Origin of the sequence: Paraburkholderia sp. GAS334, assembly GCF_050436625.1 — a bacterium.
Classification (GTDB): Bacteria; Pseudomonadota; Gammaproteobacteria; order Burkholderiales; family Burkholderiaceae; genus Paraburkholderia.
In genome coordinates this window covers 17333-38928 of the sequence record NZ_JBNDMO010000022.1, presented here as the reverse complement: position 1 = coordinate 38928, position 21596 = coordinate 17333, and the positions used below count along the sequence as shown (strand labels likewise).

Here is a 21596-nt window from a genome sequence, read left to right as displayed (position 1 = left end):
GATGCGCCGCAGCTCGTTCTGGTGTCTACAGCCGCATTATGCCGCGCGGGGTACCCCGGCGCATCGCCCAACGGAGTGATTGCCGGCGCTCAGGTGAGGTGCAAACATGCGTGCGATCAGACCCGGCAGGCCGCACAGATCGAGCGCGCCGCCGCACCACGATACCACCGATCCATTTGAGGAGCGCAGCATGTCCACCGCGAACTTGCAGGTCAACCTGGGGCCGACCGGGCTCGAATCATCGTTGTCTGAAGTGGAGTCGACGATGCAGGCGAACGTCAGGCGTTTCGCCGGGACGGTCATGCGTCCGGTGGGCGAACGGCTGGACCGCCTCACGCCGGAGCAGGTGATCGCACCGGACTCGGAGTTGTGGCACGTCCTTGCCGAATCAGCGAAGCTTGGCTTGACGACGGAGAGCCTGTTTAGCCTGAACGGGCACGAACGCGGCCGGCTGATGCCGCTGCTGTTCGAAGAGTTCGGCTGGGGCGATGCCGGCCTTGCGTGCCTGCTCGGGGTCGCGACGGCGCCGTGGATGGCGCTTTACAACATGGGACGGCAGGACTTGCTGGCGCTGTATCCGGAAGGCTCCCGGATCGGATGCTGGGGGCTCACGGAGCCCGACCACGGCAGCGACATGGTGGACTTCAACGGCGCCTGCGCGGTCCCGGGCGGGCGGCATAGCCGGCCGAACTGCGTAGTGAAGGTCGAGGGCGGCGATCTTGTCATTCACGGCCAGAAGTCGGCCTGGGTTTCGTGCGGTCCGATTGCCCAGTTGTGCGTGCTGTGCACCGCGTACGACGACGGCAGCGGCGAGTTGAAGCGTTGCGTGGTGCTCGTGCCGCTCGACGTCAAGGGCGTGACGCGCGGCAAGCCGCTCGACAAGCTCGGTCAACGCACGCTTCCACAAGGAGAGATTTTTTTCGACGCCGTGCGCATTCCGCGCGACCATCTGCTTGCCGGTCCTGACGAATACGACTTCGAGGTCAACGCGATGCTGTGCGAGGGGAATGCGTTGATGGGCAGCATCTGGCTTGGTTGCGCGCGGGCGGCCTACGAACACGCGCTCGACTACGCGCATCAGCGCCGGCAGGGCGGCGTGCCGATCATCCAGCATCAAAGCGTGCGTCAACGGCTCTTCCATATGTTCCGCAAGATAGAGGCTGCGCGTGCACTGAACCAGCGCGCCTGCCTTTACAACTACAGCTCGGCCGCGCCTGCGCTGCAAGGGTCGATTGCCACCAAGGTGACCTCCACGCAGACTGCGTTCGAGGTCGCGAGCGAGGCAATCCAGATGTTCGGCGGCAATGGCATCACGCGCGAATATCCGGTGGAAAAGCTGTTCCGCGATGCTCGCCCGGCTTTGATCGCGGACGGCTGCAACGAAATGCTCGCCATCAAGGGCGGTACGCTGCTGATGGATCACGGCAGGCTGGTTGCCTGAGTTTTAGTGTGCCGGCATTTGCGGGCATTTGCCGGCATCAATGGACCGGCACTTCGCGATACGGACAGACGTCAGATGCTCGCCTTGAGGAAGGGCGAGCGTCGCCTCGATGTTCCGACCGGTGTTGATATCGCCTGCGGGTGATGGTGCGACCGGACGCATGAAGCGGCGGCTCATGCCTGAGCGCCCCGGAGCACTATCCCACTTGTCGCGAGCGGTCTGCCCAATACTTTTCGCGGACCTTGCGACGCAGCACCTTGCCGACCACGCTGACAGGCAGCGCATCGACAAACACAATCGACCTGGGCGCCTTGTAGCGGCCGATGTGGTTCTTCACATGCTCGATGAGCGCTTCGGCAGTGACGGATTCGCCTGCCCGCAGCACCACTTCCGCATGCACCGCTTCGCCCCATTCGTCGTGCGGAACGCCCACCACGGTCGAGTTCGAAACAGCCGGATGCGCATTTAGCGCGGCTTCTACTTCGATCGCGTAGACATTGAAGCCGCCGGTGATGATCATGTCTTTCTTGCGATCGACGATATACAGGAAACCCTGTTCATCGACGTAGCCAAGATCGCCTGACTTCCAGAATCCGTCGGTAAATTCGCTGGCCGTGGCTTCCGGGTTGTTGTAGTAGCCGCAGATGGTGGCCCGCGAACGGATCCATATCTCGCCCGTGGTGCCCGGTGCAACTTCGTTGCCCGTCTCGTTGACGATCAACAGTTCGACGTCGGCGGCTATTCGGCCAGCCGACGCAAGCCGGCCAGTTTCGGCGGCCATCAGATGATCGGACTTCGTCAGCATGGTGACGTTCTGGAGGCATTCGGTACCGCCGTACACCTGCACGAAAATGTTGCCGAAGCGCTGCTGCGCCTCTGCTAGCCTGGCCGGACTCATGGGCGCCGCGCCGTAGGCAATGGTGCGCAATGTCGAGAGGTCGTGGTCGGCTGCTGCGGGCAGATCGAGCAGCCGGTACAGCAGCGTTGGCACGAGCGCGCTCATCGTGATGCGCTCGGCCTCGATGTTACGGCACCACTGCAGCAAATCCGGCGCGTTTTGCGTGACGGTGCAGCCGCCTCTAAACAGGGCGGGCAGCAGTGCCATGCCCGCGCCGTGACTGATGGGTGCCATTTGCAGGCATCGCGAGCCGGCGTCGTAGATCTGCTCGCTCTCCAGATAGGACGAGTTCCGGCAGGCCAGCCAGTTCTCCATCGTATATTGCGCGCACTTGCTCTTGCCGGTGGTGCCGCCGGTGAAGCGGTAGATCAGGATGTCGGTGTCGGGGTCGCTTTCAATCCCGGGGTTTTGGTCGGAGATGCCCTCGAGCAGATCCCAGAAACAGACCAGTCCATCGCGCGTGTCCTTTGGCGGATCCATGCAGACGACAGAAATGCCACGTTCGTGCAGCATGTCGTAGTAGCGATCGAGCAGCGCGTTCTCGAGAAAGACTACCTTGGGCCGAATGAATTCGATCTGCCAGCGGTGCTCGTCGATCGAGTCTCGGAAGTTCGTCCAGACGACGGCGGCTTCGCCCTTCAGTGCGGTCCACGCGTGCAGCAGCGACAGGTTGTCGTTCTCAAGGATGCACATGTAGACGTCGCCACGCCCGAGCTGGAGCCGCTTGCCCATCATGTTGACAATGCGGTTGGTCAGCAGATGCAGGTCACGGTACGTATAGCGCCGTTGGCGCTCGATATTGACCAGCGCCTCTCGGTCGCGATAGCGAACGGACAACTGCTCGATTGTGCGAGCGAAATTCATTCTCATCACCAGCCTCCATTTTGCGTAGCCAGCCGTTTCGGCTGACTATAACGCCGCAGGTGTGACGTGGCCCCTTCCTTCTGGAGGGGCAGGGCGCAGCTGGCGAGTGCCGGCGCTCCGTTTTACTTGAGGGTGGGGCGACGTGCGAGCGAGGCTGCTATGCGTCGGGTGCCAGACGTGGAAACGCGAGACGGGCGTAGTAACGATTGGTCAGACGAATGAGGGCGCCCCACTGCTGGGCACATGTAACCGCTGACATCGCGAGAGGGCATTTCTGTAGCCTATATTTGAATCGATGCTGCTTTGTTGCAACTGTTTGAAAGCAGGAGGTCGGTTATGAACCGCAAGACATGGCTGGCGCTGGCAGTGGCTGTGTGGTCGGCAGCAGGAACCGGAGCGCCAATAGCGGATGAAACAGCGAGTGGGCCGGTCAATATCCGCTTGACCGCAACCAAGCAAAACGCGGGCAAGGTCGGTCAGGTGACCCTCGCGGCGCAAGGTAGTGCGACCGAACTGGTCTTCATCATTGGTGGCGTGCCGTCGTCTACGACTTTGCCCGCTCATCTCTATACCTACATCTATCCCGGCAGTTGCGGGCACCTGGGCGAAAAATTTGCATACGCGATGAACGACAGAACGGTGCTCGGCGACCGTGTGCCCAACCGTACGCTCACGATGGCGAAAATCGCGCCAATTTCCTTGCAGGATCTCACTTCGGGCGACTACGCAATTGTCGTGCGAAGCAGCCCGGCCGACGGCAATCGCGATATATTTTGCGGGAACGTCAAGTCCGGCGCGTGAGGTGGTGACTCAGCCGGGCTAGCGTTCAGTGCACTGGTTGTTTTATATGAGGGCCGTGATCCCGTTCATCTGAACGCTGGTGACGCCGGCATTCGGCGTCGACGGTGAGGTCTATTGCCTTGTCAATAGCGACCACGATATGCGGGAGACCATCAGTACTTCGCAGCACGTATCTGCTATCGAAGCGAACCGCCGCCGGCTTGCAAGACGCATATCCGGCAAATGGCGAGCCCTTCGGATCAGGTACGACGGTCTGGGAAATTGATCGCGGCAGCCAAACGCGCAGGCGTGGGCTGGGCCCTGCGCCCGAAGCACGTAATTGTCGACACCACGGTCATGCAGAAAGCGATTGACGATCCGACGGAATCCGAGCGGCTTGAACGATGTCACGAACATCTCGTCTACGGTCACGATTTCCGAAAGAAATGACACCGCAATGCCACAAAGAGCTGCAGAAACCCCGTCAAATGGACAACATAACGGGGCTTCAAACCCAGTACAGCCGAGGTCTCGCGGTCCGGACCTTGGAGACAAGGGAGTCAGACCTAGCTCGGTTCGCGGAGGCGGCGCCCGCTTTTCGCGAGGCGTTGAAGGAACGGACGCGAGAGGAAATGCCGCTCGACTGGGCAGCGACGCAGGCTAGGACGGTCGAACGGCTGAAGCGAGACGGAATGGAACGGATAGATGTCGCCGAGTTGAATGTGCCGCACCCTTCAGCGTTGACCCGCCGGGCGCTATGCGAGCACGCTGCGGTGTGGGGTTATGACATTTCCGCAAATCGGTACGCGATTCTTGATTTACAAGCCTCTCCGGGGCGCGAAACTTGCCTGATTGCGGAAATGAAATTGGCGTAACTCTTCGATTTTATTGATTTCTCGCGAGGACTCATAATCCGCCTCGGAAAGGACACCGTGGGTTCCACGCCCGCCCGGATCGGGCTCGCTGAATTTAGGTCTTGGCATCGGCCGGCTTTGGTCGGACCGTGTTTGAAAATGCCTAACGGTATCGATGACGGTATTGTCACCACCAATCGTATCGAGATACTCCATCTTCGCGATTGTTTGAGCAAAGTTGGCACTGCTTCTCCATTGCGGTCCGCAGAGAGGCGGTAAGTGCCGGTGGTATTTTTCGGTATCGTTGACGGTATCGGCGCGAGACGACTGGGCGGAACGCCACCCCACAAGGATTCAGCCCCACGATTGACGATCGAGTGGGAGTGAGCGGACGTTTCCGGCAGGCAGCGATGCCTGTCGGGTAACGCGATAAAACGAGGCCACGGGCCCCGTTTTTATCGGGCGCGCGCGTGTGCAGTTGCGGCAAAGTGGGGAAAGAGGCCGCTCGGGCGGCGAACGCCCTGAGAACGCGTGCGGTGCAGGAGTGTTCAGCGCACTGATAGATGTGCCGTGGCGCTACCCGCCTGAGTGCATCGGCGTTTTGTCGTTTCAGGACGCTGCCGTTTGGGGCGTGCGCTTACCGGTACCGCTTAATCTGTCAGACGAATACCGAACAACGTTGCTTGCGACTGGCGAACGCGTTGCGCTTCGCGATGACGCGCTTCGTACGAGTAATCGGAATCCAGCGGAAGATGATGCGACGCGAAAAGGTCGCTAACCTTTTGAAAGAGTGCGAAAAGATAGCTCATGATGTTTCCCGGTTGAAGGCTGATTCGAGGGTTTTCCCTTAGATGCAATAATAGGGTTTTCCCTGATAAAAAGCGAGCGGAAAATAGTCGTGCCGGTGTGGCCGACCGCCGCATGCCTTAGCCACGAACTCGCGCGCGCAACGCCATTTCAGCAGTCCACCCGTTCACAGATACCGTTTGTGCTCGTCTCCGCCTTATCTATTCTTCGAGGCGAGCCGAAATGAGGCAGATCCGCGAGACGCCAGAGATAAGGCGCGGCCCGACGGTCGGCAATGCAAACAAGACCGAAGGAGCGGGCGGCTTCGACAATGGTCTCTACGGAACAGGCGCAGGAAGCAACAGGTAACCTGTCGCCGGATGCGCTGGCGCGTGAAGAGAATGTCGTCGTGGCTGCAATCTGGCCCGAATGGATTTGCCGCGAACCTATCTGGCAACGTCGAGATTTTTCGGCTTCTAAGGCAGCTTGAACTTGCCTTAAATACTGTATAAATGTACAGCACCCGAGGGGTGGGATGGAGCGTGCAAGCGCCATTCCGGGTGCAGAAAACAGTCGCTCGGAGCCGCGCAAGGAAGCTTTAGAGTCGTTGCAGTGAGGTATCCGATATTGGCGTTCCAGACTTTTCGTACGGCACGGGGGCAACAGGAAATCGTATCAGGTCAGCTTGCGTTGCCAGGAATCGAACCGGTAGAGAACTCCACAGATGCGTTATTTTTTGCTATTTACCCGGATTCCAAGACTGCTACACATATCGCGAGGATCGCCGAGGCGTTGCGTGGTAACTACAGGCTGCAAGGTAAACCGCTTTTGACCGGGCGGTTTCACGGAACCTTGTTCTCGCTTGGCGTTTATGCGAATGGCTTGCCGCCGGGACTCGTGGCGGCCGCGCTCCGAGTGGGCGAGGCCATTGCCGCGCCGACTTTTGATGTTGCGTTCGACATGGCAACGGATTTCGGCGCTTCGCTGCATCGTCGGCCCGTGGTCCTGACGGGCCGCGACGGGCCCGGCACATTGACCGCTTTTCGCAAGGTGCTCGGCGCGGGGCTGAACAGGGCATGATTGCTGAGCAGAGCAGGTGCCGCCTACCGGCCGCACTTAACGCTGCTCTACGACAGTCATGCTGGCGGCCGGCCGCGCCTCTGTAAAGTCGTGGAGCCCGTCGGATGGACCGTACGCGAATTTGTGCTGGTACACAGCCTGGTCGGGAAAAAGCGCCACGTGCTGATTGGACGATGGCCGTTGCGGCCTGCGTCCGACGAAAGTGTGCCGGAACTGGATGGAGCGCCGTGCCACTAACGTGGCCAGAGCGGACGAATGGCGTTACTCGTTTTACCTGAGCCGGGTCCCCCGCGCACGCGACCTTTTGGGAACACCAGGATGCATCGACATTGCCTTGCCGCCATCGCGCTCCTGTTCACGAGCGCTTCCGCCGTCGCCGCCGACATCGACTGCAAGAACCCGATGAATCAGGCCAGCATGAATATGTGCGCCAGCCGCGACTTCAAGGCGTCCGATAAGAAACTCAACGAGACTTACAGAGCGTTGTCGACGAAAAGCAGCCCGGCCGGCCGCGACAAGCTGCAAAAGGCGCAACGGGCGTGGCTCGCGTGGCGGGATGCGCAATGCGAATTCAACACGCTGGGTAGCATGGATGGAAGCGTTCATCCGATGGTTCATGCGGCCTGCCTCGACCAGCTCACGCAGGCGCAGACAAAGCTGCTCGACGAGCAGTTGCACTGCCAGGAGGGCGACATGTCTTGCGGAAACCGGTAGCCAACGGCAATGGCGCACGCCAGTTTTGTACGACATGCCGGTCGGGGGTACCCGCGCATAGCACGCGCGCACGCCGGACGGTCAATCCGTAACCGAGGAATTCATCGGATCGACGCCGGAACTTCCTTCCAGCACCCTGCTAGAATGCCTGAGCCTCAACGTGCTGGATTGCTGATGAGATTGCTTGATGCATTGGTCGAACAACGCATTGCCGCTGCGGCCGCGCGTGGCGAGTTCGACGATTTACAGGGTGCCGGCCTGCCGCTGGCGCTCGACGATGACGCTCTTGTCCCCGAAGAAGTACGCGTCGCGAACCGGATTCTGAAGAACGCGGGCTTCGTGCCGCCGGCGGTCGAACAGCTGCGGGCGCTGCGCGACCTGCAGAATGAACTGACAGCCGTCAGTGACAGCGCCAGGCGCTGCCGTCTTCAGGCAAAAATGCTCGCGCTCGATATGGCGCTCGAATCCCTGCGCGGCTGCCCGATGGTTGTGCCGCGAGAATATTGCCGGCGCATCGCCGAAAGGCTGTCGGAGCGCGCTCTGACCGACGGTGCCAGCGAGGTAGCCCCGTCGTGAGCGAGCCTGTCCCGGATACCGCTTCAAGTGAACGCGATCGCCATTTCATGTCACTCGCTCAGGCCGCTGCCGAAGCGGCGCGAGCCGCAGGCGAGGTGCCCGTCGGTGCGGTTCTCGTCCGTGGCGACGAAGTCATCGCGACAGGCTTCAATCATCCAATCAGCGGGCACGATCCTTCGGCGCATGCCGAGATGGCCGCACTGCGCTCTGCGGCGCAGGCGCTCGAAAACTACCGGCTGCCCGGCTGCGAACTTTTTGTCACGCTCGAACCCTGTCTGATGTGCGCTGGCGCGATCATGCATGCGCGTATCGCGCGCGTCGTGTTCGGCGCACGCGATCCGAAAACAGGCGCGTGTGGCAGCGTTGTCGACGCCTTCGCGAATCCACAGTTGAATCACCACACGACGGTAATCGGCGGCGTGCTCGAAGATGAATGCGGCGCGGCGCTCAAAACCTTCTTCGCGGACCGGCGGCGCGCGAGTCGCGAAGCCCGTTCAGCCCGCGCAGAAGCGGCGGCTGTGGCCGGAACCACGTCCACGCCGGCCGAACCGCGTTAATCTGGGTCTTCTCCATCAGACCGTTCACACATTTCGACTATGACCGTGCATCGCACCATCGAACTGATCGCGCCCTCGGGCTATCCGCATGATCCGGTTGTCGTTCATCGCGCGGTTGGCCGGTTGCGCCAGCAAGGGCATCACGTGGTGGGTGTGCACGCGACCGAGCGGCGCTTTCAGCGCTTCGCCGGCACGGACGGTGAACGCGCAGCGGAACTCAACCGGCTCGCCGACAGGTCGCAGAAGCTGCCCGACATTGTGCTGACCGTGCGCGGCGGCTACGGTGCGGTGCGCATCCTGCACGGTCTCGATTACGAAGGTTTGCAGCGACGCCTGTCGGATCAGCCGGTGGCGCTCGTCGGTCATAGCGATTTCACGGCGGTCCAGATGGCGTTGCTGGCGCGTTCGGGTTTGACGACCTTCGGCGGCCCGATGCTGATGAGTGACTTCGGCGCGGAGAAAGTCAGTGACTTCACGATGCAGCACTTCTGGGAAACGCTGTCGAAACCGTCCTTTACAGTGACAAGTCGGGTCCCGCAGGCTCAGCCCGTCGACGTCAGCGGTACGCTGTGGGGCGGCAATCTGGCGGTGCTGGCTTCGCTGATCGGCACGCCGTATTTGCCGCCTGTCGAGAACGGCATTCTCTTCCTGGAAGACATCAACGAGCAGCCGTTCCGCATTGAACGGCTGATCTATCAACTGCACCTGTCGGGCATTCTCGCGCGCCAGCGGGCGCTCGTGCTCGGCGATTTCTCGGGCGGCAGATCGTTCGATTACGACAACGGCTACGACCTGGACGCGATGGTCGAGCAGGTTCGCTCGGTGATCGGTATCCCGGTGATCACAGGCCTTCAGTTCGGACATGTCGAGGACATGTTGACGCTGCCGGTGGGCGCTGATGCGCGTCTCGAGGCAGACGGGCAGGGGTTCAGTCTGACGGTTTCCGGATACCCGCACCTCACCTGACGTTCAACCCGCCGGGAACAGCGGAGCGGGTTTTTGCCCGCTTTAATTTTCAGTACAAAACGCAACTAACTGTCCAGTTTTAAGACGTCCGGAACAACACATAGCGCGTCACAGAAGGAAGAAGTTGTTGACAAAAAATGAGCCAACAAAGCCATCTGTGTCGTGGTTAAACCCTTCAGAAATCCGCTTCTTCCGCGCTTTGGCGCTTTCGACAGGGTCCTGCTTCATGCGTCGCATCCAGGGATTGTCACTAATTTTGTCTAAAAATTGTTGACAATATTTATGTCCATCCTAAGATGACCAACATAGTGAGACACACATCATGTCCGAACACACATCCGCAGCGTCGACTGGCACTAAACCCGAAGCGATCGCCGAGCGCGTCCGCGCCGCGATCCTCGAGCACCGGCTTTCGCCAGGCGCCAAGCTGACCGAAGCGCAGCTCTGCGAGGTGTTCGGCGTAAAGCGCGGACCGATCCGTCAGGCGCTCGCGCTACTCGCGACCGACCGGCTTGTCGATCTCGAGCCGAATCGCGGTGCGTTCGTCGCGAGTCCGTCGCTGCAGGAAGTCCACGAGGTCTTCGAGATGCGTCGCATCATTGAACTCGCGGTCGTCGAAAAGATTTGCACCGGGCACGGAATGCGCCGGTTGAAAAGCATGAGCGGCATGATCGGTCGCGAGCGCAAGGCGTTCGAAACGCGTGATTTCCCCGCGTGGATCCGTCTGTCCGGCGAGTTCCATACCGAGCTCGCATCGCTGACGGGCAACACGGTGCTGTGTGACTGTCTGAACGGCCTCGTCGCGCGTTCGACACTGATTTCGGCACTGTACGAATCGCTGGGTCGTAGCCCCTGTTCGTTCGAAGATCACGAAGCGATTCTTGCCGCGCTCGGCGCGGGCAATGCTACGGAGGCCGCGGCCCTGATGTCGCGCCATCTGCAAAGCGTCGAACTGAAGATGCTCGACCGGCCGGCAAACGGCGCGGCCGATCTGCACGAGATATTTGGCTCGCGGGCTGGCAAGTCAGCGTAAGCCGGAAAGATGACACCGGGCGCGCCCGCCAGAGGCCGCGCCGCACTGAATGTGAAGTGAGTCGAGTAGATGCGCGCCATCGGTCCTGCGATGACGCGCAGTGCTCGCCACGCTCTCGAAACGTTTGGGCACGGGTCCGCGGCTCGTTCCGAACGATAAACACAAGTACGTAAGTACGGAGACACCGCGGACCGCATGCGAAGGCTGCTCACCGGAACGAAAACCGGCGCGCTTCGCAGACGGGTTTCAGTTCCCCTCATTCAGTGTTCGACGGTTTCATCTCAAGGAGGAGTCATGGCTCAGTTCAGCGCAGCACCGGGCAATCCCGCCATCCCTGCATTCGAAGACGACGCCGGTAGCGGCGACCCGTCCATGCCCGCGGGCTACAGCGAACGTCTGTACAACGAAGATCTTGCGCCGCTGCGTCATCAAACGTGGAGCGCGTACAACATCTTCGCGTTCTGGATGTCGGACGTGCATAGCGTTGGTGGTTATGTGTTCGCGGGCAGTCTGTTCGCGCTCGGCCTGACAAGCTGGCAGGTGCTGATTGCGCTGCTCGTCGGTATCGGAATCGTCAACGTGCTGTGCAACCTGATCGCGAAGCCGAGCCAGCAGAATGGCGTGCCTTACCCGGTCGCGTGTCGCGCGACGTTCGGGGTACTCGGCGCGAATGTGCCAGCGGTGATTCGTGGACTGATCGCGGTCGCGTGGTATGGCATCCAGACTTATCTTGCGTCGAGCGCGCTCGTGATCGTCGTGCTCAAGTTCTTCCCGCAGATGTTGCCGTACGCGGACGTGCATCATCATGGCTTCATGGGCCTGTCGACCATCGGCTGGGCCGGCTTCATGCTCCTGTGGGTACTCCAGGCACTGGTGTTCTGGCACGGCATGGAAACGATCAAGAAGTTCATCGACTTCGCCGGCCCAGCCGTGTACGTCGTGATGTTCATTCTGGCCGGCTATATGGTGTGGCGCGCGGGTTGGCAAAACATCGGCATCAATCTAGGCGGCGTGAAGTATCACGGCATGGAAGTCGTGCCGGTGATGATTACCGCGATCTCGCTGGTGGTGTCGTACTTCTCCGGGCCGATGCTGAATTTCGGCGACTTCTCGCGCTACGGCAAGAGCTTTCGCAGCGTGAAGCGCGGCAATTTCTGGGGCTTGCCTGTCAACTTCCTCGCGTTCTCGCTGGTCACAGTGATCACGACTGCGGCGACGCTGCCAGTGTTCGGTGAACTGATCACCGATCCGGTCGAAACGGTCGGTCGCATCGACTATCCGATGGCTGTCATCCTCGGTGCGCTGACCTTCACGATCGCGACGATCGGGATCAACATCGTGGCGAATTTTGTCTCGCCGGCGTTCGACTTCTCGAACGTGGCGCCGCGTCTTATCAGCTGGCGTGCAGGCGGGATGCTGGCTGCGGTGGCGTCGATTTTCATCACGCCGTGGAACCTGTTCAATAACCCCGCTGTAATCCACTACACGCTCGACGTACTGGGCAGCTTTATTGGACCGCTGTATGGTGTGCTGATCGTCGACTTCTACCTTGTGAAGCGTCAGAAGATCAAGTTGAACGATCTTTACACGATGTCGGAAAAGGGCGCGTACTGGTATCGCAACGGCGTGAACTACACGGCAGTTGCCGCGTTGCTGCCGGCGGCGGCGATTGCGGTTGCGTGCGTGCTCGTGCCGGGCATGAACGGTATGGCGAATTTCTCGTGGTTCATTGGCGCGCTGCTTGGCGCCGGGTTCTATCGCGCACTCGTGCGCAGTAAGTGACGCTGCAGCAAGGAGTCGATATGCGTATCAAGCTCATCAATCCCAACACGACGCAACGGATGACCGAGGCAATGGGCCGCTGCGCACGCGACGTCGTCGCGCCGGGCACGGAACTGGTCGCGGTCAGCCCGACGATGGGACCGCCATCGATCGAGGGCTACTACGACGAAGCGCTTGCGACGCCTGGTCTCCTTGCCGAGATCGAGGCGGGCGAACGTGAGGGCTTCGACGGCTACGTGATCGCATGCTTCGGCGATCCCGGGTTGTACGCGGCGCGCGAGCTGGCGCGCGGACCGGTGATCGGCATCGCCGAAGCTGCGATGCATGCGGCGAGCGTGCTTGCGCCCGGCTTCTCGGTTGTGACGACGTTGTCGCGCACCTGCGGCATGGCCTGGCATCTTGCCGAGCGCTACGGCATGAAGCGCTTCTGCCGCAACGTGCGCGCGACGGATGTCGCCGTGCTCGAACTCGATCGGCCCGGTTCGGCGGCGCGCCGCATCATTCTCGACGAATGCCGACGGGCACTCGAAGAAGATGGCTCGGACGCGATCGTGCTCGGTTGTGCAGGCATGGCCGAACTGTGCGCGGAAATCGAGGACGCGCTGGGTGCGCCGGTCGTGGAAGGCGTTACTGCGGCGGTCAAATGGGTCGAGGCGCTGGTGTCGCTGCGTCTGCGTACGGCGAAGCGCGGCGACTACGCGCGCCCGCTGGCGAAGCGCTACGACGGCGAGTTCGCGCGTTTTAGCCCGACCGGTGAGGACGGTGCGGGCATTGCCGGTTCCGGCGCGGCGAACATTGCCGGCGTAGGGGTAAACGTGGGCTCCATGAATGGCGAGGCGGCGCCCACGCCACGAGCGCACATACATTCCCTCTGACCCGCACTATCTGCCCGGATGTATGGGCGCATCCGGGTGTTTTCGCTACACTGACTTCGTCCTGGCGGCAGGACAGCAACGCGGTTTTAGCCGCTTTGCGCCCGCCGCCCCCGCGAATTCCCGTCGCAACGTCACTACCCAGTTTTCGCCAAACCATGCCACTCGATTCGAACTACCCGCGTGATCTGATCGGCTACGGCCGCCATCCGGTGCAGGCGAACTGGCCCGGGCGCGCCCGCGTCGCCGTGCAGTTCGTGCTCAATTACGAAGAGGGCGGCGAGAATTGCGTGCTGCATGGCGATCCGGGTTCGGAGCAGTTCCTGTCGGAAATCGTGGGCGCGGCTGCGTATCCGTCGCGTCACATGAGCATGGAGTCGATCTACGAGTACGGTTCGCGAGCGGGCGTGTGGCGCATCCTGCGTGAGTTCGAAAAACGTCAGTTGCCCCTGACGGTGTTTGGTGTCGGCATGGCGATCGAACGTCATCCGGACCTCGCGCACGCGTTTGTCGAGCTTGGGCACGAGATTGCGTGTCACGGCTATCGCTGGATCCACTATCAGGACGTGCCGCCGGAGAAGGAAGCGGAGCATATGCGTCTTGGCATGGAAGCCATCGAGCGCGTCACCGGTGAGCGTGCGCTCGGCTGGTACACCGGTCGCGACAGCCCCAATACCCATCGACTGGTCGCTGAATACGGCGGCTTCCTGTACGACTCGGACTACTACGGCGATGACCTGCCGTTCTGGATGGACGTCGAGGTGACGGGCGGCGAAAAGAAACCGCAACTGATCGTTCCGTATACGCTCGATACCAACGACATGCGTTTTGCGAGCCCGCAGGGCTTCAACACAGCCGATCATTTTTTCACGTACCTGCGCGACGCATTCGACGTGCTCTACGAAGAAGGCGACGAAGCACCGAAGATGCTGTCGATCGGCATGCACTGCCGGCTGCTTGGCCGGCCGGGCCGCTTCCGTGCGCTCCAGCGTTTTCTCGATCATATCGAGCAGCACGATCGCGTCTGGGTGACGCGTCGCGTCGACATTGCGCGTCACTGGCGCGAACACCATCCTTACCAGCAGAACAACCACGGGGAAGCGGCATGAAGGCCATGCAATACACCCTCGATCAACTCAATCACATTTCGACCGACGCCTTCGTTGCGGCGTTGTCGGGCATTTTTGAACACTCGCCGTGGGTGGCCGAAGTGGCCGCTACACAGCGACCGTATGCCGACATCGACGCGTTGCATCACACGATGTCGAACGCGGTCGAAACCGCCGGCGAGGAGAAGCAGCTTGCGCTGATCAACGCCCACCCGGAGCTTGCGGGTAAAGCCGCTGTGCGCGGTGAGCTCACAGCGGAATCGACGCGCGAGCAGAGCGGCGCAGGCCTCGCGCAATGTACACAGGAAGAATTCGACAAGCTGTTGCGCCTGAACCTGGCCTATCGCGAGAAGTTCGGCTTTCCGTTCATTCTCGCGGTGCGCGGCTACGACCGTCACGGCATCATTGCGAACTTCGAGGCGCGCGTGAACAACAGCCGCGCGGACGAACTGCGCGCAAGCTTCGACCAGATCTATCGCATCGCCCGCTTCAGACTCGACGACCTGATCGACGCGTAAGTGCATCGCGTCGCTCGCACCGAAGCGCGTCTGGTACCAGCAGGCACTAACAGAAACCAAGGAAGACTACGATGGCACTCCCGATTCTCGATCCCAACGCTCCCGATTTCACGCGTCGCTATGTGAACCTGGCGGATCCGCGTCTGGGCGCACAGGCGCTCGAAACCAGCGACGATTTCTTCGCTCCGAAGGAGCGCATGCTAAATCCGGAGCCGGCTGTCTTCATTCCGGGCAAGTACGACGATCACGGCAAGTGGATGGATGGCTGGGAAACGCGTCGCAAGCGCGTCAGCGGCTACGATTGGTGCATTGTGAAACTCGCGCGCCCAGGCGTGATCAAGGGCCTCGACATCGACACGAGCCACTTCACCGGCAACTTCCCGCCGGCGGCATCGGTTGAGGCTGCGCGCGTGGTGGACGGCACGCCGAACCAGTTGACGCAATGGACCGAAATCGTTCCGTCGATGACGCTGCAGGGCAACAGCCATCATTACGTCGATGTCACCGATGCGAATGCGTTTACGCATCTGCGCATCAACATCTATCCGGACGGCGGCGTCGCGCGTCTGCGTGTGTACGGCCAGCCGCAGGTCGACTGGGCGGGCGCGAGCCGCACGGAGCAGTTCGATCTGGCCGCGATGGAAAACGGCGCGTACCTCGTTGCCGCGAACAACCAGCATTTCGGCGCGGCGTCGACGATCCTGATGCCGGGCCGCGGTGTGAATATGGGCGACGGCTGGGAAACGCGTCGACGTCGCGAGCCGGGTAACGACTGGGCGATCGTCGCGCTCGCGCAACCCGGCGTGATCAAAAAAATCGAGGTCGACACGGCGCACTTCAAGGGCAACTATCCGGATCGCTGCTCGATCCAGGCTGCGTACGTGACGGGCGGCACGGACAGTTCGCTGGTGACGCAGGCGATGTTCTGGCCGGTCCTGCTCGGCGAACAGAAGCTGCAGATGGACAAGCAGCATTACTTCGAAAGCGAAGTCGCTGCGCTCGGCCCGGTTACGCACGTGCGTTTTAACATCATTCCGGACGGTGGTGTATCGCGTCTGCGTCTGTGGGGCACGCTCGCATCATGAAAACGCTCACCATCGAACCGCTGACGCGCGAAGCGTTCGCCCCGTTCGGCGACGTGATCGAACTCGAGGGCGCGAAGCAGATCCCGATCAACCTCGGCACGACGATCCGCTTTCACGATCTCGCGAAAGTGGACGTGACGGACGAGGGCGGTCGCACGCTCGTCAATCTGTTTCGAGGACAGCCGCGCGCGCTGCCGTTCGAAGTGAAGATGCTCGAGCGGCATCCGCTCGGCAGCCAGGCGTTCGTGCCGTTGAACGACAAGCCGTATCTGGTTGTCGTCGCGCCGGCGGGCGAACTGGATCCTTCGGAGATCCGCGCTTTCGTCACGAGCGGCTGGCAAGGCGTGAACTACGCGAAGGGCGTCTGGCATCATCCGCTGATCGCGCTTGGCGACGTGAGCGATTTTATCGTCGTCGATCGTGGCGGCGATGGACTCAACCTCAACGAGCAGGACCTGGCCGAGTCGCTCTGGCTGATCGAAGATGCATTGAGCGCGGTTTCGGTTTGACTGCCTGAACAGCTCGACGCTGCAAAAAGAAAAACCCACGGCATAGTTCGTGGGTTTTTTGTTTGCTGAGTCAGCCGGGGCCTGAATTCCGCCACGTTTCCCAAGCAGCGGCAAGCGGCCGATGATTTCCCGCGAAGGTTCGGCTGGCTGAACATCGAGCCTCATTGCGCCGGCCCGTTCGATGCACGCTGCTCGTCGGCGAGGATGTCCTCAAGCGTGCGCCCGTGCCCGTGAGCAACGACTTTCAGGTCATAGCCGGCTGCCTCCAGCAAGCGGATATAAGGCACAAAATCACCTATCAATCCGTAGCCTGTAGGCTGCAACAATGGCCAACAGTGCCAAAAATGTAGCCCAGGGGACACAAAAAATAAGTGTTCGTGCCCCGGGGCATAAATGAAAACGGGCCTTCGCTCGCACGAAGGCCCGTCCTGATGTCGAACATCGGGAACACTAAAAGCCGAGATCCGTCAGCCCTCCGTCATCGCCCATTACTTCACCGCACCGCCCTGAAACCAGGCGGCGATTTTCTGCCGCTCGTCGTCTGTCATATGCGTGACGTTGCCAAGCGGCATCGCTTTCAGCGTCACCGCCTGCTGATAAATGCGCTGGGCGTTCTGCGAGATTTCGTCCGGCGTATCGAACAGCACGCCAGCCGGCGCGCTGCCCATCATCGTCGGATGTGCCGAGTGGCACGCGACGCATCGTTGCTGCAACACCGGCTGGATATCCGCGACCTTGACGACCGGTGCGTTTGCGGCCTGCGCCTGCGCGACCACTGGCTTCGGCATCGTCCAGACGAGCGCGACGAACATCAGCGCAATGCCGACCAGCGGCAGATACCACAGCACCTGGCCGCGATGACGCATCACGAAGAACTGACGGATCAGCGCACCGGCCAGCATGATCACGACGAGCACGGCCCAGTTGTACGGATGCGTGTATGTCATCGCGTAGTGGTTCGACAGCATCGCGAACACGACGGGCAGCGTCACATAGGTGTTGTGCACCGAGCGCTGCTTGCCGCGTTTGCCGTAGATCGGGTTCGGCACTTCGCCCTTGAGCATCGCGTCGACCATCTTGCGTTGCCCTGGAATAATGACGAAGAACACGTTCGCCGACATGATCGTTGCGAGCATCGCGCCCATGATCAGATAAGCCGCGCGGCCTGCGAAGATGTGGCAGGCAAGCCAGGCGGCGATCAGCACGTAAATGCCGACGCAGATGCCGAGCACGCTGTCCTTGTTGCCCAGCAGACGGCACAGCGAGTCATAGACAATCCAGCCCGCCGCGAGAAAGCCGAGCGCCGAAAAGATCGCGACGACCGGGCCCATATCGAGCACGTTTTTGTCGATGAGGTACGTGTTCGGCGCGAACAGGTACAGCACGGTGAAAAGACCAAAGCCCGAGAGCCACGTCGTGTACGACGGCCACTTCGACCAGTGCAGGTCTTCAGGCATCTCCGGCGGAGCGACCGTGTACTTCTGCATGTTGTAGAAGCCCCCGCCATGCACGTGCCACAGTTCACCGAACACGCCGCGACGACGCTGGTTCGGATCCGTCGGCGGTTTCAGACTGTTGTCGAGCGCGACGAAGTAAAACGATTCGCCAATCCAGGCGATCGCAGCGATAACGTGAAACCAGCGAATCGCGAGATTCAGCCAGTCGGTAATAAAGCCTTCCATGAAACGCCTCCACTTCTCATTCGTTGGCGCGTAGCGCCTTGCTGTTCGATTCGACGGCGTTTTGCAGGTGCGTCTCCTGGCATCTGCAAAACGGCGGTAATGCGGGTCGTTGCTGGCTGGTTCAGTTGATTCGCGGCGCGGTGCGGGGATGTGCGGCGTTCACCGTTGCCGCCAGTTCAGATCCGCTTACCGCCTGTGTGCCCACGCGTCGATGCAACCTTGTTCACCTTAGCTGCCGCGATACGTACTCCATGACCACGGCGACACCAGCAGCGGCACATGCCAGTGCGCGCCGGCATCGGCAACGCCAAAACGCAGCACGACGCGATCGACGAAACGCGGTTCGGGCGCTTTCGTGCCGATCGAGGCGAAGTAATCGCCGGCATGGAACACGAGTTCGTATTCGCCGGTGACGAGTGCATCGCCTTCGAGCAGCGGCGTGTCGCAACGGCCGTCGTGATTGGTGGTGGTAGTTTTGATCGCGCGGCGGGTGTCGCCGGAGAGCGCGAAGAGTTCGACCTTGATGCCGGCGCCGGGACGGCCGTTCGCGGTGTCGAGCACGTGGGTAGTGAGCTTGCCCATTCGCAGTTTTCCTTGTGTAAATTGCGAGTTTCAGCGGCGGCCCGATCCAGAATACGTTGCGGCGGATCGAGGCTCCACGTCAGTGGCTACATACCCGTCGGCGAATTGAAGCGAGCGCCGTGGCAGCCATTGTAAAAAGGATGTCGCATTCGCGCGTGCCCGATAGGAAAGATAATACCTGGCGCATGAACATACGCCGTCCGAGCTTGCTGGATACGGGTTTCCCCTCACACGCCGAGACCTGAACCGATCCTACCGGCACCAAAATTGACCGATATATTGAGTTTGTGAAGACAAGTATGGCGACTGGGCGAATTGCCAGCGCAATTTTGGCCGCTGAAGGTTACGCCATGCGCAGCGTGCTGTGCATCCCGAAGACGGCGCAGTACGCTGGGTAACCGGGCCAACGACGTTCGAAGAGGACGCGGCGGCGCGGAAAGCGTGCTGGCCGCATCGCGTTCGAACGGTTTTAACCTCGCGGGAATCGGGAGACACGAATGACGATGCAACAACCGAATGGGAAGCGCGGCCGGACGATGCTGGTGAAGCACGCCGACGTGCTGGTCACGATGGATGGCGCCAGGCGCGAACTACGCGACGGCGGCCTCTATATCGAAGACAACCGGATCGTCGCGGTAGGGCCGACGGACGATCTGCCGGACACCGCGGACGAAGTGCTCGACATGCGCGGGCATCTGGTGATCCCTGGGCTCATCAACACGCATCACCACATGTATCAAAGCCTGACGCGGGCCATTCCGGCCGCGCAGGACGCCGAGCTGTTCGGCTGGCTGACGAATCTGTACAAGGTATGGGCGAATCTGACGCCCGGGATGATCGAGGTGTCGACGCTGACAGCCATGGCCGAGCTGCTGCTCTCGGGTTGCACGACCTCGAGCGATCATCTGTATATCTACCCGAATGGCAGCCGGCTCGACGACAGCATCGTGGCGGCGCAGCGGATCGGCATGCGTTTTCATGCGAGCCGCGGCAGCATGAGCGTCGGACAGAAGGATGGCGGATTGCCGCCGGATTCGGTGGTCGAGAAGGAAGCGGACATCCTGAAGGATACGCAGCGCCTCATCGAGACGTATCACGACGATGGACGTTACGCGATGTTGCGAATGGTCGTCGCACCGTGTTCGCCGTTCTCCGTGAGCCGCGACTTGATGCGCGAGTCCGCGACGCTTGCGCGGCAGTATGGTGTTTCGTTGCACACGCATCTGGCCGAGAATGTCAATGACATCGCCTACAGTCGCGAGAAGTTCGGTATGACGCCGGCGGAGTATGCGGAAGACCTCGGTTGGGTCGGGCATGACGTGTGGCACGCGCATTGTGTGCAGCTCGACGACGCGGGCATCGCACTGTTTGCGCGAACCGGAACGGGCGTCGCGCATTGTCCGTGTTCGAACATGCGCCTGGCGTCAGGCATCGCGCCGGTGAAGAAGATGCGGCTTGCGGGTGTGCCGGTCGGGCTGGGCGTCGATGGATCCGCGTCGAACGACGGCGCGCAGATGGTCGCTGAGGTGCGTCAGGCGTTGCTGCTTCAGCGCGTCGGTTTTGGTCCCGATGCGATGACCGCGCGCGAAGCGCTTGAAATCGCGACGCTCGGTGGCGCGAAGGTGTTGAATCGGGATGACATCGGCTCGCTGGCGCCAGGCATGGCCGCAGACTTTGTGGCGTTCGACCTGCGCCAGCCATTGTTTGCTGGTGCGTTGCACGATCCGGTTGCCGCGCTGGTGTTCTGCGCGCCTTCGCAGGTTGCGTATAGCGTGATTGGCGGGAAAGTGGTGGTGAAGGACGGCGTATTGACGACAGTCGAACTCGGAACGGTGATCGAGCAGCACAACCGTCTGGCTAAAGCGCTGTACGAAGCGGCGGCCTGATCGACGCTTTCGCGGAAGACTTTCGCATCGGGCGCTTACTGTTCACCGCGCGCCGATGCGAAACATGAGTCAGACGCTTAAGGCTTTTCGATCAACGTGCGGGTCGCTTCGGCGACGAGGCTCCGGAGCCAGCGTACTTCGTCGGAGTAATGGCAGCGTTCGTGCCACAGCTGGTAGTACTGCATCGGCGGAAAATCGAGCGGCGCGGGTACGACGGTCAGCGGCAGGAATTTCGCATAGTGATCGGCAAAGAGCCGCGTCGTCGTGAAGATCAGGTCGGACTTGATGAGCACATACGGCGCGAGATTGAAGTAGGGCAACGTCACGACGACATGGCGCTTCAACCGTTCGCGTGCAAGGTGGACGTCGATCGCACCGCGCTGGCCAACCGAATACGGCGTGGGCGCGAGATGCGGGGCGTTCAGATACTGGTCGAGCGTCAACCCGCCGCGTTTGGCGAACGGATGCGTGTTGCTCATCAGGCATACGATCTGGTCGACGAACAGGTTCGACAGATGCAGCTGTTCAGGCGGTTCCGGCCAGTTACCGACGACGATATCGAGCTTGCCATCTTCGAGCGCGAGTTCGTAGTCGAACGCCGGGCCGAGCGAGTGAAACTCGAGCGTTGCGTTCGGCGCAGCCTGACGGAAGCGCTCGACGACCGTCGGCACGAACAGCACGTTGAGATAGTCCGGGCAACCGATGCGGTAGCAACGAATGGACGTGGCAGGATCGAAGTTGTGCTGCTGGAACTTGATTCGCTCGATTTCGCGCAGTGCGTTCTGCACCGGTTCGAGCAGACGCAGCCCATACTCGGTCGGCACCATGCCGGACTTGCCGCGCACCAGCAGCGGGTCGCCGGTGATGTCGCGCAGGCGCCGCAGGGCCGCGCTGATCGCAGGCTGTGACTGGTTGAGCTTGACCGCGGCGCGGGTCACGCTGCGTTCCATCAACAGCGTGTGCAAGACGCGTAGTAAGTAAGTATCGATCGCCTCGCGTTGCTGACTCATGACTTCTCCGGG

The 21596-nt window shown here is 61.1% G+C and carries 23 protein-coding genes and 1 pseudogene; 17 read left to right on the top strand and 7 right to left on the bottom strand.

What is annotated here, in order from left to right:
• Nucleotides 1-190: 190 nt before the first annotated feature.
• Entirely contained in the window at nucleotides 191-1441 is a 1251-nt protein-coding gene (locus P3T21_RS29345) for an acyl-CoA dehydrogenase family protein (protein WP_429259462.1), read from the top strand.
• Between the two features lie 3 nt (nucleotides 1442-1444).
• On the opposite strand, the gene P3T21_RS29340 is transcribed toward P3T21_RS29345, so the two are convergent.
• Both P3T21_RS29340 and P3T21_RS29335 read right to left on the bottom strand, forming a co-directional pair.
• Nucleotides 1445-1618: a hypothetical protein gene (locus P3T21_RS29340; protein WP_429259461.1), complete on the bottom strand. Its 174-nt coding sequence runs from the start codon at nucleotides 1616-1618 to the stop codon at nucleotides 1445-1447.
• A 19-nt stretch (nucleotides 1619-1637) separates the two neighbouring features.
• Entirely contained in the window at nucleotides 1638-3203 is a 1566-nt protein-coding gene (locus P3T21_RS29335) for a class I adenylate-forming enzyme family protein (RefSeq protein WP_429259460.1), read from the bottom strand.
• Nucleotides 3204-3539: 336 nt separating this feature from the next.
• On the opposite strand from P3T21_RS29335, the gene P3T21_RS29330 reads away from it, so the two are divergent.
• Together P3T21_RS29330 and P3T21_RS29325 are read left to right on the top strand one after the other, a co-directional pair.
• Entirely contained in the window at nucleotides 3540-4004 is a 465-nt protein-coding gene (locus P3T21_RS29330) for a hypothetical protein (RefSeq protein WP_429259459.1), read from the top strand.
• A 611-nt stretch (nucleotides 4005-4615) separates the two neighbouring features.
• Nucleotides 4616-4858, top strand: coding sequence for a hypothetical protein (locus P3T21_RS29325; RefSeq protein WP_429259458.1), 243 nt, complete (start codon nucleotides 4616-4618; stop codon nucleotides 4856-4858).
• Between the two features lie 629 nt (nucleotides 4859-5487).
• Here P3T21_RS29325 and P3T21_RS29320 read toward each other — a convergent pair.
• Nucleotides 5488-5646 carry a hypothetical protein gene (locus P3T21_RS29320; RefSeq protein ID WP_429259457.1) on the bottom strand — a complete coding sequence of 53 codons (159 nt, stop codon included), beginning with the start codon at nucleotides 5644-5646 and terminating at the stop codon, nucleotides 5488-5490.
• A 308-nt stretch (nucleotides 5647-5954) separates the two neighbouring features.
• On the opposite strand from P3T21_RS29320, the gene P3T21_RS29315 reads away from it, so the two are divergent.
• The 13 genes from P3T21_RS29315 to P3T21_RS29255 all read left to right on the top strand — a co-directional run bounded on the left by P3T21_RS29315 (nucleotide 5955) and on the right by P3T21_RS29255 (nucleotide 16424).
• On the top strand, nucleotides 5955-6113 hold the full coding sequence (locus tag P3T21_RS29315) for a hypothetical protein (RefSeq protein WP_429259456.1): 159 nt from the start codon (nucleotides 5955-5957) through the stop codon (nucleotides 6111-6113).
• 137 nt (nucleotides 6114-6250) lie between these two features.
• A complete protein-coding gene (locus tag P3T21_RS29310) occupies nucleotides 6251-6703 on the top strand; it encodes a 2'-5' RNA ligase family protein (RefSeq protein ID WP_429259455.1) in 453 nt (150 codons plus the stop codon).
• Between the two features lie 318 nt (nucleotides 6704-7021).
• Nucleotides 7022-7417, top strand: a complete 396-nt coding sequence (locus P3T21_RS29305) for a lysozyme inhibitor LprI family protein (RefSeq protein ID WP_429259454.1) — start codon at nucleotides 7022-7024, stop codon at nucleotides 7415-7417.
• 174 nt (nucleotides 7418-7591) lie between these two features.
• A complete protein-coding gene (locus tag P3T21_RS29300) occupies nucleotides 7592-7993 on the top strand; it encodes a DnaJ family domain-containing protein (protein ID WP_429259453.1) in 402 nt (133 codons plus the stop codon).
• A complete protein-coding gene (tadA, locus tag P3T21_RS29295; RefSeq protein WP_429259452.1) occupies nucleotides 7990-8550 on the top strand; it encodes a tRNA adenosine(34) deaminase TadA in 561 nt (186 codons plus the stop codon). Before P3T21_RS29300 ends, tadA begins: the two co-directional genes overlap by 4 nt.
• Nucleotides 8551-8589: 39 nt before the next feature.
• Entirely contained in the window at nucleotides 8590-9516 is a 927-nt protein-coding gene (gene ldcA / locus P3T21_RS29290) for a muramoyltetrapeptide carboxypeptidase (RefSeq protein ID WP_429259451.1), read from the top strand.
• Between the two features lie 322 nt (nucleotides 9517-9838).
• On the top strand, nucleotides 9839-10549 hold the full coding sequence (locus tag P3T21_RS29285) for a GntR family transcriptional regulator (protein WP_429259450.1): 711 nt from the start codon (nucleotides 9839-9841) through the stop codon (nucleotides 10547-10549).
• Between the two features lie 294 nt (nucleotides 10550-10843).
• Nucleotides 10844-12331, top strand: coding sequence for an NCS1 family nucleobase:cation symporter-1 (locus tag P3T21_RS29280; RefSeq protein WP_429259449.1), 1488 nt, complete (start codon nucleotides 10844-10846; stop codon nucleotides 12329-12331).
• A gap of 20 nt (nucleotides 12332-12351) precedes the next feature.
• Nucleotides 12352-13206, top strand: coding sequence for an aspartate/glutamate racemase family protein (locus P3T21_RS29275; RefSeq protein WP_429259448.1), 855 nt, complete (start codon nucleotides 12352-12354; stop codon nucleotides 13204-13206).
• 155 nt (nucleotides 13207-13361) lie between these two features.
• Entirely contained in the window at nucleotides 13362-14312 is a 951-nt protein-coding gene (gene puuE, locus P3T21_RS29270; RefSeq protein ID WP_429259447.1) for an allantoinase PuuE, read from the top strand.
• Nucleotides 14309-14830: a 2-oxo-4-hydroxy-4-carboxy-5-ureidoimidazoline decarboxylase gene (uraD, locus tag P3T21_RS29265; protein WP_429259446.1), complete on the top strand. Its 522-nt coding sequence runs from the start codon at nucleotides 14309-14311 to the stop codon at nucleotides 14828-14830. The genes puuE and uraD overlap by 4 nt, the downstream gene beginning before the upstream one ends.
• 71 nt (nucleotides 14831-14901) lie before the next feature.
• Complete coding sequence (alc, locus tag P3T21_RS29260) at nucleotides 14902-15915, top strand: allantoicase (RefSeq protein WP_429259445.1); 1014 nt, start codon at nucleotides 14902-14904, stop codon at nucleotides 15913-15915.
• Nucleotides 15912-16424 (top strand): ureidoglycolate lyase, encoded by a 513-nt coding sequence (locus P3T21_RS29255; RefSeq protein ID WP_429259444.1) that lies wholly within the window; start codon nucleotides 15912-15914, stop codon nucleotides 16422-16424. Before alc ends, P3T21_RS29255 begins: the two co-directional genes overlap by 4 nt.
• Before the next feature lie 161 nt (nucleotides 16425-16585).
• On the opposite strand, the pseudogene P3T21_RS29250 reads toward P3T21_RS29255, so the two are convergent.
• The 3 genes and pseudogenes from P3T21_RS29250 to uraH all read right to left on the bottom strand — a co-directional run.
• Nucleotides 16586-16702: pseudogene (locus P3T21_RS29250) on the bottom strand (transcriptional regulator); the annotation flags it as partial.
• Nucleotides 16703-16912: 210 nt separating this feature from the next.
• Entirely contained in the window at nucleotides 16913-18106 is a 1194-nt protein-coding gene (locus P3T21_RS29245) for a urate hydroxylase PuuD (protein ID WP_429259443.1), read from the bottom strand.
• A 228-nt stretch (nucleotides 18107-18334) separates the two neighbouring features.
• Nucleotides 18335-18688, bottom strand: a complete 354-nt coding sequence (gene uraH, locus P3T21_RS29240) for a hydroxyisourate hydrolase (protein ID WP_429259442.1) — start codon at nucleotides 18686-18688, stop codon at nucleotides 18335-18337.
• 497 nt (nucleotides 18689-19185) lie between these two features.
• Here uraH and P3T21_RS29235 point away from each other — a divergent pair, with 497 nt between their 5' ends.
• Nucleotides 19186-20574 (top strand): 8-oxoguanine deaminase, encoded by a 1389-nt coding sequence (locus tag P3T21_RS29235; protein WP_429259441.1) that lies wholly within the window; start codon nucleotides 19186-19188, stop codon nucleotides 20572-20574.
• A gap of 77 nt (nucleotides 20575-20651) precedes the next feature.
• Here P3T21_RS29235 and P3T21_RS29230 read toward each other — a convergent pair whose 3' ends face one another.
• Nucleotides 20652-21584 (bottom strand): LysR substrate-binding domain-containing protein, encoded by a 933-nt coding sequence (locus tag P3T21_RS29230; protein ID WP_429259440.1) that lies wholly within the window; start codon nucleotides 21582-21584, stop codon nucleotides 20652-20654.
• Nucleotides 21585-21596: the final 12 nt, after the last annotated feature.

Coding starts and splice junctions, on each gene's coding strand:
- P3T21_RS29275 (WP_429259448.1), top strand. CDS start 12,352: ATGCGTATCAAGCTCATCAATCCCAACACGACGCAACGGATGACCGAG.
- P3T21_RS29315 (WP_429259456.1), top strand. CDS start 5,955: ATGGTCTCTACGGAACAGGCGCAGGAAGCAACAGGTAACCTGTCGCCG.
- P3T21_RS29340 (WP_429259461.1), bottom strand. CDS start 1,618: ATGAGCCGCCGCTTCATGCGTCCGGTCGCACCATCACCCGCAGGCGAT.
- P3T21_RS29285 (WP_429259450.1), top strand. CDS start 9,839: ATGTCCGAACACACATCCGCAGCGTCGACTGGCACTAAACCCGAAGCG.
- P3T21_RS29320 (WP_429259457.1), bottom strand. CDS start 5,646: ATGAGCTATCTTTTCGCACTCTTTCAAAAGGTTAGCGACCTTTTCGCG.
- ldcA (WP_429259451.1), top strand. CDS start 8,590: ATGACCGTGCATCGCACCATCGAACTGATCGCGCCCTCGGGCTATCCG.
- P3T21_RS29255 (WP_429259444.1), top strand. CDS start 15,912: ATGAAAACGCTCACCATCGAACCGCTGACGCGCGAAGCGTTCGCCCCG.
- P3T21_RS29335 (WP_429259460.1), bottom strand. CDS start 3,203: ATGAATTTCGCTCGCACAATCGAGCAGTTGTCCGTTCGCTATCGCGAC.
- P3T21_RS29280 (WP_429259449.1), top strand. CDS start 10,844: ATGGCTCAGTTCAGCGCAGCACCGGGCAATCCCGCCATCCCTGCATTC.
- P3T21_RS29345 (WP_429259462.1), top strand. CDS start 191: ATGTCCACCGCGAACTTGCAGGTCAACCTGGGGCCGACCGGGCTCGAA.
- P3T21_RS29235 (WP_429259441.1), top strand. CDS start 19,186: ATGACGATGCAACAACCGAATGGGAAGCGCGGCCGGACGATGCTGGTG.
- puuE (WP_429259447.1), top strand. CDS start 13,362: ATGCCACTCGATTCGAACTACCCGCGTGATCTGATCGGCTACGGCCGC.
- uraH (WP_429259442.1), bottom strand. CDS start 18,688: ATGGGCAAGCTCACTACCCACGTGCTCGACACCGCGAACGGCCGTCCC.
- P3T21_RS29325 (WP_429259458.1), top strand. CDS start 4,616: ATGCCGCTCGACTGGGCAGCGACGCAGGCTAGGACGGTCGAACGGCTG.
- uraD (WP_429259446.1), top strand. CDS start 14,309: ATGAAGGCCATGCAATACACCCTCGATCAACTCAATCACATTTCGACC.
- P3T21_RS29300 (WP_429259453.1), top strand. CDS start 7,592: ATGAGATTGCTTGATGCATTGGTCGAACAACGCATTGCCGCTGCGGCC.
- alc (WP_429259445.1), top strand. CDS start 14,902: ATGGCACTCCCGATTCTCGATCCCAACGCTCCCGATTTCACGCGTCGC.
- P3T21_RS29230 (WP_429259440.1), bottom strand. CDS start 21,584: ATGAGTCAGCAACGCGAGGCGATCGATACTTACTTACTACGCGTCTTG.
- P3T21_RS29330 (WP_429259459.1), top strand. CDS start 3,540: ATGAACCGCAAGACATGGCTGGCGCTGGCAGTGGCTGTGTGGTCGGCA.
- P3T21_RS29305 (WP_429259454.1), top strand. CDS start 7,022: ATGCATCGACATTGCCTTGCCGCCATCGCGCTCCTGTTCACGAGCGCT.
- P3T21_RS29245 (WP_429259443.1), bottom strand. CDS start 18,106: ATGGAAGGCTTTATTACCGACTGGCTGAATCTCGCGATTCGCTGGTTT.